Annotated in this window: 7 protein-coding genes; all 7 read right to left on the bottom strand. The window is 41.9% G+C overall.

Going from position 1 to position 16,029, the window contains the following annotated elements:
- Window positions 1–72: 72 nt before the first annotated feature.
- A complete protein-coding gene (locus B3P16_RS01725; protein ID WP_286841056.1) occupies window positions 73–1,713 on the bottom strand; it encodes a RagB/SusD family nutrient uptake outer membrane protein in 1,641 nt (546 codons plus the stop codon).
- A 17-nt stretch (window positions 1,714–1,730) separates the two neighbouring features.
- A complete protein-coding gene (locus B3P16_RS01720) occupies window positions 1,731–4,727 on the bottom strand; it encodes a SusC/RagA family TonB-linked outer membrane protein (RefSeq protein ID WP_286841054.1) in 2,997 nt (998 codons plus the stop codon).
- Window positions 4,728–5,010: 283 nt separating this feature from the next.
- Window positions 5,011–6,189: a glycosyl hydrolase family 28 protein gene (locus B3P16_RS01715; RefSeq protein WP_286841052.1), complete on the bottom strand. Its 1,179-nt coding sequence runs from the start codon at window positions 6,187–6,189 to the stop codon at window positions 5,011–5,013.
- 129 nt (window positions 6,190–6,318) lie between these two features.
- Window positions 6,319–10,383, bottom strand: coding sequence for a hybrid sensor histidine kinase/response regulator transcription factor (locus tag B3P16_RS01710; RefSeq protein WP_286841050.1), 4,065 nt, complete (start codon window positions 10,381–10,383; stop codon window positions 6,319–6,321).
- 199 nt (window positions 10,384–10,582) lie between these two features.
- On the bottom strand, window positions 10,583–11,353 hold the full coding sequence (locus B3P16_RS01705; RefSeq protein ID WP_286841048.1) for a hypothetical protein: 771 nt from the start codon (window positions 11,351–11,353) through the stop codon (window positions 10,583–10,585).
- 13 nt (window positions 11,354–11,366) lie between these two features.
- Entirely contained in the window at window positions 11,367–14,102 is a 2,736-nt protein-coding gene (locus tag B3P16_RS01700) for a sugar-binding domain-containing protein (RefSeq protein WP_286841046.1), read from the bottom strand.
- Window positions 14,103–14,230: 128 nt separating this feature from the next.
- Entirely contained in the window at window positions 14,231–16,018 is a 1,788-nt protein-coding gene (locus B3P16_RS01695; RefSeq protein ID WP_286841044.1) for a glycoside hydrolase family 2 protein, read from the bottom strand.
- Window positions 16,019–16,029 lie beyond the last annotated feature (11 nt).

Below are 16,029 nucleotides of genomic sequence, written 5' to 3'. Positions count from 1 at the left end.
TCGCTGCTGTTTGTTATCGGGTTGGGAAGCTGCCGAAAATTCAAATGCTATTCGTACAGCTTCCCGCTACCATTAATTATAACCTGGGTTCTGCGGGAACGGCGCCCCTGTATTGGCATCCCTGATCACCTGTGGAATAGGCCATAAGATATTGTTGTCCGTAATTTTATCCTTTATCGCATTATTATACTTTTTGACACGCTCTACCAAGGTATTAGTGCGCACCAAGGTAAACCTTCTGCTTTCTTCGCCAACTAATTCGCGGATACGCTCATCGAGCAGGAAATCCATATTCATCTGTGCGCCCGTGATTTCGGATGCTCCGGCTCTTTTCCGCACCTCGTTGACGGCTTGCGCGGCTTTATCTGGAATATTTTGTCTCAAATAGGCTTCAGCAAGCAACAGATAGGTTTCAGCCAAACGGAATTTCATACGATCTTTATAACTACCGGTCAAACTTAAATTTTCAGTACGTCCGTAAAAGAATTTTGTAATCGCTGGAAATAAGCTTTTTGTCGTAAACCAGGTCTGCTCGGTAATATTGGCTTTTTTACCATATAGTGAGGTCTCATTCGCGTTGTTGTAATACCAGTTGCGTTTAATGTTATAACCTGAATTACGGATATCATTTGCTTCGAAAATACCAGCGACATTGCCTGTAGCATTGGTACTTGTGGTACCGACCCACCACTTCATTGGCACTAATTGTGCAATACCACGGCCGCCCAAGGTGTCAGCCAAAACAAATCCTGTAATCGTCGAGTAATTGGGTATCCAAGCCCGGCGGGTCCAGTCATCTGAATTGGTACCACCGCCGATCGTGTTAAACTGGAACTGCAATACCCAGATACTTTCTTTATTGCCGCTTTTCCTATTTTGATTATTTTCCAGAAATAAATCGCTGAATACATCGCCTGGTTTGCTGCTATTCACGCCGTATCTGTTTTTCATCAGGTTATAATAACCGCTATTGATGACCGCCAATGCGGCCTTTTCTGCTTCGGCATGATTGCCCTGCAGCAGATAGATTTCGCTCAGTAAGTGGCTCGCTGCCCATTTGGTCAGCTTTCCTTCTTTGACGCCGTCTGGATTGGTAGGCAGGTTATCCACGGCAAACTTCAGGTCGTCTACCATATGTCCAATAACTTCAGCTTTTGGTGTGCGTGTAAAATTAAGCTGAAAATCATACAGGATAGTTTCCACATAGGGTACATCGCCATAGAGATAAACCAAGGTGCGGTAAGCATAAGCCCGAAAGAAGCGGGCTTCAGCCTGAAAACGTGCCTTATCAGCGGGCGTATCCCAATTGGTATTTTTTTCGGAATAAACCAGCATCAGGTTTGCCGATGAAATGAGGTTGTAAGCCCAGTTCCAGTAAGTACCCACAAAACGCTCGGAAGCAGTAAGTGTAAGGTTTGCAAAAGCCGTCAAAGAGCCATCGCTATTAATGGCATCGGCGATATCTGTAGAGACCTGTAAGGCTTCGTATGGACAGGCACCATTGTGAATAAAAGCACCACCTTCGCCATAGGTATTGTATTCTGAACGGGTGAGCGTATATAGACCAGCGCTCCCCACCTCGAAACCGTAGGTGCTGGTATAGGTATTGGAGGGGGCCAGTTCAGTTTTCAGTTCTTCCTCCAGAAACTTCTTACAGCCTCCTAAGGTGAACAATAAGATAAGTCCCAAACTTGTTGTGATAATATTTTTCATTTTCATGTCCTATTCGATTAGAAGTTTACATTTAAGCCAAACATGTACGATCGTGCTGTTGGATAAGAGGCCATCCAGCTGTTGTCGTAATTGAGTACCTCCCTGATATTAGAAATCGTATGGAGATTGTTGACGCTAGCGTTTATATCAATACCATTTACACCGACCTTTTTAGCAATTTTGTGTGGCAACTTATAGCCAAAGGTGATGTTCTTCACCTGTACGTAGCTCACCTTTTTATAATAGCCGTGTCCCAATGGATTGAGATAGCCCGGCGAAACGATCGTCGCATTAGGATTCTCCGGCGTCCAATAATTGGCATCGTGTACATAGTTGGTAATTCCAAAAGTCCAAGCACCTAGATTGGCCATGTGATCATCGCGCCATACATCAAAAACACCGGTCAATAAAGCTGATGCATAAAAATTTTTGTAAGCAAACCGGTTGGCTAAAGAAGCAGTGTAGCGTGGGTTTTTAGACCCGATGACTACCCGATCACTGGCTTCTATTTTTCCATTGCCATCGCGATCGTACAATTTAGCGGCTCCGGGAGCTGCCCCATCAACAGTAATGGCTTCACCATTCTGCCATACACCGATCATTTTATAATCGTAGAATACTCTCAATGGCTGACCAATAAACCAGTTATTGGCAATATCATCGATACCATCCCCTCTCAACTCGACAATTTTATCGCGGTTTAAGGAAAACACGGCGGTCGTATTCCATTGAAAATTTTCTCCTTTAACGTTCGTCGAGTTTAAGGTGACCTCAATACCTTTATTTTGGGTAGCGCCGATATTGTCCCAAATTCGGTTATACCCGTTCATGATCGGTACAGTACGGGTCATCAGCAAATCTTTCGTTTTAGAGAGATAAGCATCAATAGTACCGCCCAATCTATTATTAAACAACTGAAAGTCAAGCCCCAGGTTGGTCGAATAGGTGGTTTCCCATTTCAGATTAGGGTTCCCCACACCATCACCGGCCAAATAGGCTGTCGTAACGGCAGTACCATCATCGCCCCAGATATATTTTACATTGGAATATAGGCGGTCTAAGGTGCGGTAGGGTGTAATCGCCTGGTTACCGTTGGCACCGTAAGAAAGACGGATTTTCAGCATGTCCAGCCATTTGACGTTATCTTTCAGAAAACGCTCTTCTCCAATTTGCCATGCTGCCGCGGCCACAGGGAAGAATGCGTATTTATTGTTGAAACCAAATACCGAGGCTCCGTCTGTACGTCCTGTCAAGGTTAATAGATATTTACCTTTGTAGGCATAATTTATCCTGCCCATATACGACAGCATAGCTGATTCTGACAACGAAGCACTATTGGAAACTAGACGGCTGGCCGAACCGATCATAAAGTATTCGGTATCATCGGTTACAAAACCTGCACCGCTCTGGGCTGTTGACCAGCTTTTCGTTTTTTGCATACTGAATAAACCCGTCACATCAAAACGATGATCGCCGATCTGCCGCTCGTATTTGAGCAGGTTTTCCCAGGTATAATCGTTATAGTTGGAATTGTTAATGGAAGCACTACCTCCGGCTTGCGTACCTTGATCCCGGCCCTCAAAGGTGTTGCGCCCGTAATAGGTTCCTGTAAATGAGTTCCGGTAATTATAACCAAAATTTGATCGTAAGGAAAGGCCCTCCACCGGCAGCAAAATATTGGCATAGCCCGAAAGAAAGAAGTTGTTATTATACCTATCCTGAATCGCATTGACGTTGCGCATCGGATTGACGATCAATGAATACTCCATGGGCTCGGGCACATACTTCCCCGATTCGTCTTTATAGCTTCCATAAGGACTTTGTTTTATGGCATGTTCCAAATTTGGCGTAATACCACCGTCGCTTTTTCGGGTATATTGCAGGCCAACACCAGTGGTTAACCATTTATTAAAAGTCTGGTCCACATTGGTGGTTATATTTAAACGGGACAACTTAGAATTGTATACCACACCCTCTTGATCCAAAGCTGCAAGGGCAGCCATATATTTTGTATTCTCTGTACCACCTGAAATGCTCAGCTGATGATCCATGGTCATGGCTTTTCGAAAGACGTAATCCTGCCAATTGTTCGTAATGCCTTTCGCATAATTACCGCGCTCTGTTACGCTAATAATATCCCCGGCGATAGGATCCAATAGCGCTCCAGTATAGCCTTGCCTAATTCGGGCAATATCTTGTTGAAAGCGGATATATTCATTTGGCCCCATGACATTGATGCGTTGCATAGGCTCGGCCATGCCGATCAAACCTTTATAGTTTACCTGAGCTCTACCCAACGCCCCCCGTTTTGTTTGTATCAGAATAACCCCATTGGCCGCACGCGAACCGTAGATAGCCGAAGCGGAGGCATCTTTTAAGATCGAAAGGTTTTCGACGTTGTTGGGATCGATATCTGCCAGGGATCCGCTGTAGGGAATACCATCTAAAATAATCAATGGACTATTGTTGGCCGATATCGAATTTTCACCCCGTATCAATAGGGTCTGTGACGCTCCCGGCGCAGCCTCGCCGGTCGTAATGGAGAAACCGGCCACCTGTCCCACCAAACGATCCATCAGGTTTGAGGTAGACACCATGCTTAACTGCTCTTTGCCGACCACGGCCAAACCTCCCGTTAAATCTTTCTTCTTGGCTGTACCATACCCTACGACCACAACCTGATCCAGGACATTATTTCCTGACATCTTCACATTGATGATTCCTGATGGATTGACCTTTAATTCCTGGTTATTGAAACCGATGTAGGTAAACAGTAGCGTAGCCGTGCGTGATGCCTGAATGGTATAACGGCCATTTGCATCTGTCTGAACACCGGTTTTCGCCCCTTTAATCATGACCGAAACACCTTTAAGGCCTTCTCCTGCATCATTGGTGACCTGACCTTTGACATTTATTTGATCTGTTGCTTGCGAATAAGCATAATTAGTCGCCACCACCGATAGGGTAGCACTCATTATCCAGCTCCTGAGCCAGAAATGTATCTTTTGTATCATTGATTTATAATGGTTAGTTTAAAATTTACTTGCGTTCTTTACTTTCCCTTTCTCGTAAAGAATATGAGTTTAAAATAGGTCAGTTCGGATTACCCTGCGTGAGCCTAATCACGTGGTCGGGAGGAATTTTCATACACATATTTTGCTTTTTTAAAATTGGTTAAGACAAAACTATTATCATCACCAATTCGTAGGGTTCGTTTTTGTACGAAAATGGTTTGATTTTGTACAAAAGGCAAAAACATGTGTTTTTCGCTGTAAAATGGAGGTTAGAAGCGCTTTATTATTCGTTTTTTATACACATTAGATGATCTAGGATAACGGTATCGCTTGGTTGCACATCGATAGCTTCACCCTGACCTTTATATATGATATCGCGGAAACTGGCCTGCGAGATACCTTTGGCTTTTATCGGTTGATGACTGATTAAATTTCTTACAAATAAGCCCTGCACATGCTCGCCATACTCGACCACCAAACCTTGTTTTGCTAGCGGACTGATGACCATATTCTCGATAAAAACATGACTTATACGAAGTTTACCCACAGGCATAATCCGTATGGATCGGTGTGAAATTGAATAGAAGTCCTGCCAGTTCTGAAGATAAATAGTTGAAATGTTGTCGATTTCGCCCCGATATATCGAACCACTGACCACATTGACATTTTCTTCGCCTGCTCCCACTCCGGTGTCTGTTAATCCTATATTAATAAAGTCGTCACCACTTTTACCTTTGCAATTTGCAATAAGAATATTTTTACAGCCAAAACGTACGCCCATGCCGTCTTGATTCAAAATCTGTTTGTCTGCTCCATCAACAGTGACGGCCTGCCTTACGTTAAAAGTAATATCGCTTACCTTACCGTTTGTACAGCGTTCCAATACCAGTCCATGCCCATGATAATCCTTTAATGTAATGCCGCTAACCTCAAATACATCAGTGTGAGCCAATATAATGGCGTGGTTCCGCCATCCACCTTTTTGGTTCTCTCCAGGCTTACCTGCATCTGTACCATAAGATTGTCCAAATCCGCTGGGATTTAAGGACAAGATTTTATTATGGTCACCGGTAGCTCTGGGATGATCAGCTCCTTCTAAAAGAACATTTCCTTTTCCGATAATCTTGATATTCTTTGTGGGTGCTATATCTTTAATTGCCAACCCTGCATTTGCCGAACGAATAAAATTATCCCGGCATTTATCCGATAGCTTAATGGTACAGTTATTCAATTCAAGTTCAAAATCGCCCGGAAGCAAAATGGCCTGATCGATGAGCCAGACACTTTTTTTCGTTACCGCATCGTATTTAGGGATCACTACTTTCCTAGTCGACTTTTTTGCTTCATTTATGGCTTTTTGTATACGTTCTGACTGGGAACCACTTTTGTATTTATTGGGGCTGATCGAAGTCTCATCTACCTTTTGGGCGACAGCCGCTGTCAGATAAATTACGTTAAACAAGCAAAAGCAATATGTAAGCAGAAACGTTTTTCTAAAAATTGTCATTTTCATGATCGTTAGGATTTCAAAAATATAGAATTGCCTTTCTCCTATCTGAAAGGGTAAATCGGTAAACTATTGGCTGTATTTTTATTTCTTTCCACTGGAAACCTTTTTCTTAAACTCTGAAGGGCTCAGTTCAAACTGTTTTTTGAAACAGACGCTAAAGTATTTGGCATTGTTAAACCCGGTTTGGTAAGCAACTTCAGCTATCGTCAAATCCGATTTTTCTAACAGATAAGCACTTCTTTTCAGTCGCATATTCAAAATAAATTCTTTGATAGACATTCCCACAATATCATGTATTTTTTGATAGAGAATGGTTCTGCCTACGTTCATATCAGCCACAAAATCTTCTACGGAATAACTTGCATTGTCAATATTTTCTTCAATGACCTGAATGGCCTTAATCAGCAGTTCCTCGTCCATGGAGGTAACGGTTACATTGGAGGGATCTACCTGAACGTGTTTGCTGTATTTTTCTTTTAGTTCCCGCTGATTTCTTAGAGTGGTTTCGGTCTGTTGCAACAGATAGTCGACATGAAACGGTTTATCAATAAACACATTGGCGCCATATTCCAATGCTTTTATTTTATTCTGGTTGTCATCTCCCGTACCCGAAATCATAATAATAGGAATATGGCTAGTCTTAAAATTTTGTCTAAGGCTACGGCATACTTCCAAGCCATTGCGATTTGGCATGATCAAATCGGTAATAATAAGTTGCGGATAAATTTTTTCGGCTTTAATTAAGCCCTCTTCCCCGTCACTCGCCGTGTACACATTATATTTTTCGGCCAGACGCTGCTCCAGATAAACACGCAGCTGTTGGTCATCTTCAATGAGCAGGATATTATCTGTCTTTTTTATAGGGATCGATCCTGTTTCTGGGGCTGCAGTATCCTGCGTAATAATATCGTCGATTTCAGAAACGGTGTAATCATACACATTAGGCTGCATATCGCCTGCCCCGGCCTGTTTCCTTAACGGTAGTGAAATGGTAAATGAAATTTTATCGGTCTTATTGACCATCCATATTTTACCCTCCAGCACATCTACCAGTTCTTTCACAATAGCAAGTCCAAGTCCTGAACTTTCTTCAAAAGTTGGCCGATGAGAAGATAAGCGGTTGAAAGAAGTGTAAAGTGTCGCGATCTGTTCTTCAGAAAAACAATCACCGGTATTTATAACTTCAATGGAGATGTATTCGACTTCCGTTGGATTTAACGAAGGAAACCGTTCTTTTTCTTCTGCTGTTGCACTATAGATACGTACGCCCACATACCCATTATCTGGTGTATATTTTAGGGCATTGGAAAACAGATTAGTCAATATTTTTTCGATAACATCATAGTCAAAGGCCACATATAAATTGTCCTTGTACGCAGAAATATTGGTTTCAACACCTTTTTTATTGGCATAGAGTTCAAAAAGGCTAAATATATCCCTTACAAAATTGATAAAATCACCAACCTGCGGATTGAGTGTAATTTTTTGGCTTTCTATTTCGCGAAAGCGCAGTAATTGGCTAATCATCCGCTGTATTCTAGATACATTTTTCTCTATTAAATCCATGTAGACCAAAGCAGTATCGTTGGCCACAATCGTATCTTTGAGTTGCTTAAGCGGCTGTAAAACAAGGGTTAGCGGTGTTTTTAAATCATGGGAGATATTGGTAAAGAAGTCGGTACGCGCCTGGTTCAGCTCTTGCATATTCTGTTCTTTTAAACGCTCGAGTGCTAATCGCTCTTTAAACACTCTTTTATTGCTGTAATATCTCATTATGAAAAAGAGCAGAGCAGAAACAAGTGCTGCATAGCAGCAATAAGCCCACCACGACAAGAAAAATGGTGGATCGACATGGATATATAATCGTGATATTTGATCGCCCCATAGCCCATCATTGTTGGAAGCCTTGATTTCAAAGATATAATCTCCGCCTGGAAGATTGAGAAACTGTACAGATTTCTGGTTGGCATGACTGATTTGCCAGTCTTCACCAAGCCCCAACATCCGGTAAGCGAACTGGTTCTTCTCTGCGGATAGATAACTATTTGCCGAAAACTTAATTTCTACATTAGACTGGCTACTGGAGAGCCTTATCTTGTCTTCTTTTCGATTGGAAAGACTACCAATGTCTTTCGTTAAAACTGATGAGCCATCCGCTGGTTTCACGAGTTTATTGTTGACCAGAAATCCTGTAAAAAAAACTTTCGGTTTTTGCAGATTTTTATTGAGGTACGCCGGATCGAAAAGTAGAAATCCATTGGTACCACCAAACAGCATTTCACCCTTGGAAGTTTTGTAAGCGGCATGAATATAAAATGAACCAATGTTATTTTCCTGATAAAATCTCGCTTTCTCAAATTTACTGGACTTCCAGTTGAAACAAAAAAGACCATCACTGGTACTTAACCAGATATTTTTCGTCGCAACATCTTCTAATATGCCAAATACCATTTTCGCCGGAAATCCGTTATTTACACTATAGTTGACATATGTCCCATCTCTTCTGAGTACATTTACGCCTTTACCCAATGTTCCCAACCACACTTCGCCATTTGAAGTCGCTGTATAACTACACAGGTAATTTGCTGAATAGGAAGCATCTTTGAGCACGTAGTGCTTCAATACCTTTAAGGTATGGGGATTTACAACAAAAAATCCTTGATGGCTAATTAAACAGAGCTGATCTTGGTTATTCACATATAATGCTTCGACTTCGAGTTCCATTTTTTTGCCCTGCGCATTAAGGACGCTCACCATCTCTATAGAACCCAGAGGCTTCCTTCGATATAAAAATGATTTATCGGGATCTGTCATCCACCAGGTGCCTTCCTTATCGTTTACAAAATCATAAACGGTGAGTGGTTGCTGGCTCTCCGGAGAGCGGAAATTGAAACTGCTGAAATGCTGATTGTCTACATCATAACTGCCAATACCGCCGTTATAGGCTGAAATCAACAGTTTTTTGCTCGTTCGGTCAAATTTCAGGCGTTTAATCATATGGGGACTCGACGAATTACCCTGCGATTTTTCTAGAGGGTTAAACTGATCCTTTTTTCTATTCCAGTAATTCAGGCTCCCCCCCTCGGTACCGATCCATATATTTCCCAGATGATCTTCCTGAAAACTACTGACTATGGGGTGGTTGAGTCCCCCTGGGCTGGGCTTGAAGTAACGTACTCGGGAATCGTAAAGCGAGCAATAAGCTATTTTACCACCGTAAGTACCTATCCAGGCTCCTTGGTCCGGGTCTGGATAAATCGTCCATATCGAGTTATTAGGCAATGAATAGGCATCGTTCAGGTTCATCCGTAAGGCACTGCTACTTTCAGTCGCGGGATCATAAAAAAATAATCCGGCCTGTGTAGCCACCCAGATTACGCCGGTTTGGTCCAGATAAAGTTTTTTGGTTAAAACAGATGAATTTCCCGCTACGCTTACCGGAATCTTCTGTTTTAAGGTACCTGTCAAATCCGTTACATGGATTCCCCCTCGTTGTGTTAAAAAGTAATATAAGCCCCCATACGCAACCGCATCGTTCACCTGATTTGTCGTACTACCAAAATCCGCAAACTGGATTAAGCGTTTTTTCGTCATTTCAACTTGATACACAACAGCACCTTGGCTTAGAAACACGTGATCTTTAGCACTCAATATATTTTGGAAAGACTTGTTTTTGGGCAATAAAAAGCTTTCTGTCTGTTTATTTTGCGGATTATAGCGTAGTATGCTATTGTCTGACAGCATGTAAACCTGACCATCGCTATGTACACAAAGCGAACGGATCATTCCGGGAACCACGACATGAAAAGAAAACCGTTCGTAATCGAATTTTAATAAACCTTGCCCAGAAGCTAGAAACAGATTTCCCTTTTTATCCCGAATTAAAGAACCATAACCCCATTTTTGTGCTGGTTTGATCGCAGAGACGATATCATTTAACTGATAAAAACTGTTGCCATCGTACATGAAGAGCGCATCGGGTCCCGTGTACCAAATACGCCCTAAACTATCTTTTGCGATGCTCTGTATACCGCCATAATAAGAAGTTTCGGGCATCAAATGAAATCTATACCTCGAAAGATCGATACCGAGAACACATTGCCCCCAAAAAATGACGAAACAAATGATCAGACTGTATTTATTCATTTACCGATGCTATTAAAGCTGTTTAAATTTCAATCCAAGATTTACGCGTGCCAGTTACAAACAAAATACCTGAAGCTAATTGTTGATCAGTGGTTCTATAAACTTCGATTATCATACTATTAGGCAAAGAGCTTCGTCGAAATTCTGGCCTTAGCTCTTTTTCAGCTGTTCAGCTCCATGCGAAGCCAACAGTACCAATTTACTTAAAAACAGGCGTTGGGGACAAACTTATCTTCTTTTGCTGATTATTTTTGAGTTCGAAGATTACAAGTTCATTTTTTCCGGGTATTAAATCCGCCGAAGGAATTAATATCGACTGCTGTTTTTCTTCCTCCCAGTAAGATCCCAAATATTTTTTATTTAACCAGACCTCGCCCATTCCCCATCCTGTCATATTAAGATACTTGTTTCCGGACAGATTGTGTTCGAACTGACCTTTGTAAAAACCGGGGCTGTCATTAGCTGGTCTTTGTTCAAAAACCAAATCCCTCAGTGGATAATTACGAACCGTTAAGGGAATCATTTTCCAGTCTTGAAGGTCGTTTCCATCTAAAGTAATGGTGCCAAATAGCCCTTTTGAATTATCTGTAATTTCTGGTCCGTAAGTGATCCTACCAATATTCTCGACATAAAGTTGAAGCAAGTGTTTGCCTGGATTTGCTTTGATGGCTAGTTTTTTACTCTTATCTGTCAGGCTACCCTGCACCTTACCGTCGACATAGACCACGGCATAATCGCGTACGTTTTCCAATTCCAGCTCTTCGCTTTCGGCATCAGTGTTTATCTCGGTCTTATAAAGTACATAGCCCGATTCGATGTCCAAATCATTAAAAGATAATGCATTTTCCGCCTCGTCAGTCTTATTATAGACCTGGTTTACGGATGCTTTCTCTTCTAACATAATTTCCTGTGCTATGAGGATCTGCCCCCAAAGAAAAGTCATCATAGACAATATCATTGTTCTTATCATCGTTTAATCCTTTTTATTTCTCTAAAAATGACTGAATAAAGGTCTCTTCTACGGCCACTTGCGGCGAGAATTTCTCACTTTTTACATAATTATCGATACTGTACAACAATTGTTGGGTAGCGGGACGGTTGTCCATATCATTTTTGGTATCCAATGCCAGTACCAGCAGTTTCCCGCCGTTCAGTTTGGCTTCGAAACCAATACCCAATTTCTGGTTGTTGTCGTAACTGTCGATGACCTGTATAAAGGGACGCAGTTGTTGTGGTGCATGTTGCATTTCGATTACTTTTGCATGGTTTAGGATATCCCACCATTGCCAATCGGTATGGTATGAAGTAAGAAAATCCTTAAACATGGCCTGTTTATGATGGACCAGGTTGCCGATGGTCATCGGTGCCCATGCAAACATAATGGGATTCCAAAAATGATTGTGAAACATTGATTTTCGCCCCTTTACCTGGTCTGGCGAAGGATAAAAAACCACGGTTTTGCCCTGGGCCAACTGCCTTTTTGCAACATCATCGTAGACATCGGTGTACAACACATTTGCTGTAGATTGCATCAGATGTTGATGCTTTGGATATACCCAAATGTCCCAGCTATTCTTAATGCTATCGTTCACCGCAAGATGAACCGTAACTTTTTGGGTGCCGATGTTTTTCAGGGAAATCTCAAATTCACCTACCGGCGATACGTTCTCTTTAGCAATGGTTTGCTTTTTCAGCGTTCCCTTTTTCAATACGTTACCAGCGGTATCGGTCAACCACCATTTAATTTTCGCATTTTCAAGTGCAGAATTGCTAAAGTTATATACCTCGGCTTTACCCTTAAATGTTTCTGTGTTGAAAAAACTGCTTTTGTTATAGCGTAGTAGAGCGACTGTTGGCGCGCAAAACTCCCTGAATTTTTCTGCCGTAACCAATCCTTTCGAATCCCAAAAAGGATCGAATATCCCCACGGGTGCGTAACCTTGTCCCGGAAAGTCGTTCATCGACAAAAGCTGAAATCCGGCAGATTTACCCGATCGTAACAGGGCTTCAATCACGGCTTTGTACTCCAGCACGGTCAGCGCACCAGATGCTCTGAAGAAATCCTTTGCCTGGTCCAGCATGCCATTTTTTTGCAATAAATCGCTAAATACTTCAAAATTACGGGCCTCTACGGGGCTGTTGGCATATTTCTTTATTTCATCAAAATTTGGATAGATACAACGTTGTCCCGACTCATGTGAAATGACGGGCACATCTACATCAGACTCCGCATTCTTGTCCCAATCAGCACCCGGTTGACCTTCGTAAACCTTTACAGCCCCTTTGTTGGTTTGCTGGGACACGTAATATTGATCTGATTTAACTCTTGTCCGTGCAGTAGAACCGCTATAAAGATGACGAGGATCAGCTTTTCTGCCTTCGGCGGTAAGTTCCTCAATAAAGTCGAAGTTCCCTGTAATTTCATTGCCGTTGCAGTACAGAACAAACGAAGGATGGTTGCCGTATTCTTTCAAAATAGCTTTAATTTCACGGCGGAAGAAGTTATATCTGGCCTCATCGGGTTCGGCGTCTTTCCCCCACATAGGCATTTCCACTTCAAAATATATCCCATGTTTGTCTGCCATGCGAAAGGCCGCCGCCGGGGGGCACCAAGAATGGAAACGTAAATGGTTCATGCCGTAGTCCTTCATCAGTATCATAATGCGTTCCCAAGAGGCATCATCGAGCGGAGCATGCCCTGTTTTTGGGAACACTGCATTTTCAACATTGCCTCTTAAATGGATCGGATGATTATTGAGCAGGACATGGTTTTTTCCTTGTTTTACTTCACGCATACCAAAGGTGGTCGCTTTTTCATGCTGGTAGCTATTTTTACCGTCGGAAGTATTCAGCTGGCAGTTAATCCGATAAATATTTGGGTTAAACTCATCCCACAGTTTAATCTGTTTACCTAAGGGAATTTTTGTCTCTATATACGTGACCGAATCGGTACTTAACAAAGCAATTTCATTTTTAAGACTGTAGTTTGTTCCGTCGATAGCAAAGGAAACCTTTCCCTTTACCTTTTTTTTTGTTACATTATTGATCCGTAATTTTACTTTTATGGACTGATCGGTGATATTTGGGTATACCTGAAGGTCTTCCACATAAACCGGATCTATGGCCAGTAGTTTCATTTCTCCCAAGATACCGTTCCAGTTAATCTGCGTAAATTCAGTATGTGCATGGTTCCATTTATGTGTATTGTACTGAAATCGGTTATCGATACAAATGGTAATACGATGCTTTTTTCCGGGTTTTAAGGAAGTACTCAGATCGTGATTGTGAGGCACACTCACATAATCGATGCTGCTAACTTCCTTGGTATCTACGAAAATTGAACTTAACCAGTGGGTGCGCTCAAAATATAGGAATATTTTTTTTCCCTTCCAGTCAGCAGGAATATCGATATCGCGTTGGTACCATGCCGGCCCCATGTATTCGTATTTTCGGGTCAGACGGTCAATATATTTATAAGGATTTTGATATCCTATCTGATAATCGTCGGTAATACCCGGAAGTTTAATTGTTCCTTGTAAACCGTGATTATAGCGGGGAGACAGGGAGCCCCTTCGAAAATCCATCACGTCAGTTTGGAAGCCCCAAGTACCCGATAAATCGATGACATCTTGCGCCTTTAAAAAGGTTGCTTGCACTAGAAACCCCAGTAGGCATATTATTTTAACGTATTTGTATATACTTATCTTGTATTCTTCCATTTTATATTTCGATTATTTATGTACTTTCATTCTCTTCACCAACCTATTCTGTGCGCGCCAGGCCGAATAGCCTTTGTCAGTGTGAAATTGTCTTTAAGGGCTGTTTTCGAAGCGCTAAGATTGAAGTTCTATTTATTCTCATAATAATTCTTCATTAGATACCAGGCTTTTTTGCGATAGCCTTGATCCGACACCAGTCCTTTTCGGTTCCAGCCATCTTGATTGGTCGGATGAAAACGGAAAGGCGAACGGAAATCAAATAGCACCCAGGGTGAAGTTCCGCGCAGGTTTGGGATATGCTTAAACATTTCGAGGTTGTTTTTGTATAAAGTCTCTTGGTAATCTTCACTCCATGAACTGACGACATCCTTTTCGCCCGTTTTGCCATACAACGCCTCGCCTCCAAATTCAGAAATAATTAAAGGCTGGCCTTTTGCCACATCCCATACTGCTTTATTAGGAGAAACTGGCCAGGAATGGTACCAGCCTAAATATTTGTTGACAGCTACGACGTCCAATTCTTTCGTAAAAGGATCATCCATAACAAAGGTTTCCTTCTCCTTATTGAAACGAACAAGATCAAAAGCAGCGGTTATAAGCCTGGTCGTGTCAACGGCTCTGCATGTAGCAATCAAATGCCTGATAAAAGCATTTCTAGGCTCGGACGGTTGGGTTTCATTGGCTACCCCCCAAAAAGCGAGTGCGCAACGATTTTTGTCTCGAGCAACCATTTCCCGCATCATTTTACCGGCTTTATCTTTGGTCGATTCATTTTCAAAATCGATGCCCTGCCAAATGGGAATTTCTTCCCACAACAAGAAACCCATTTTTTCGGCCGTTCTCACGATATATTCATTTTGTGGATAATGTGCCAAACGAATCATATTACAGCCTAAAGCTTTCGCTTCTGAAAGCAGCATCACTGCATCTGCCTGTGAAAAAGCACGACCTTTGCGCTGAGGTATTTCCTCATGAAATGAAATGGACTTGAGAAAAATAGCTTCGCCATTCAGGAAGATATCTTCCCCATTTACCCAAATATTGCGAAAACCTATTTCCTCTTCTATTTGATCGTCGCGCGTTGAAATCTTCACGTTATACAGTTTAGGTGAAGTGGGCGACCAACGTTTGATTTTTCTCGATAGGAATGAAGTTTTTACTTCCCCCTGAGCATCTGTTTTAAGCGTTTGTTTTAGTTGTAGCTCCGGTATTTCGATAGTTACCGAGGAATTGGCCATCTTTTCCGAAAGTTTGACCTTCGCATTGATTTTATCGGCTTTGGTTTTGTCCAATTGAACAAAATAATCATCGATAAAAACTTTTGGCGTGCTGACCAAAAAGACATCTCGGGTGATACCGCCATAGTTCCACCAATCAAAGGCCATTGCCGGAATGGCATCAACCTGCCGGCTATTATTTACCTCAACTGCCAAAAAATTATCGTTTTCTTTAGCTGCATCCGTTATTTCAATCTGAAAGGGAGTAAAACCACCTTCATGTTGTGCAATCTCTTGTCCATTGAGATAGATGCGACAACGGTAATTTACAGCAGCAAAATATAAGAACAGCCTTTCGTCACTTTCTTTCAATACATCGAACTTGCGGCCATACCAGATGGTACCTTCGTAATATTTAAGTTCAGGCATTTGACTGTTCCAATCCGAAGGTACATTTAAACGGAGACCATTCTCGAAAGCGTATTCATAAAAATCAGTCTTATTTTCGGCCTTTTTATTCAGATAGATTTGGTTTTTTCTTCCCTGGTCGTATAAGTCTACAATAGCGTCCCACTTTCCATTTAATGATTGAGTTCGCCTACCATACACATTGGCCATATTCTGCTGAGCAACAAGGTTGGAGGTTATCAGGCTAAAAAAAAGGGACAATATCAAAGATAGATTGATCAGCTTTATCATAATAGGTGTTA

The sequence above is a fragment of the Sphingobacterium sp. UBA7631 genome, assembly GCF_002483935.1.
Classification (GTDB): Bacteria; Bacteroidota; Bacteroidia; order Sphingobacteriales; family Sphingobacteriaceae; genus Sphingobacterium; species Sphingobacterium multivorum.
This window is presented reverse-complemented; position numbering and strand designations above follow the sequence as displayed.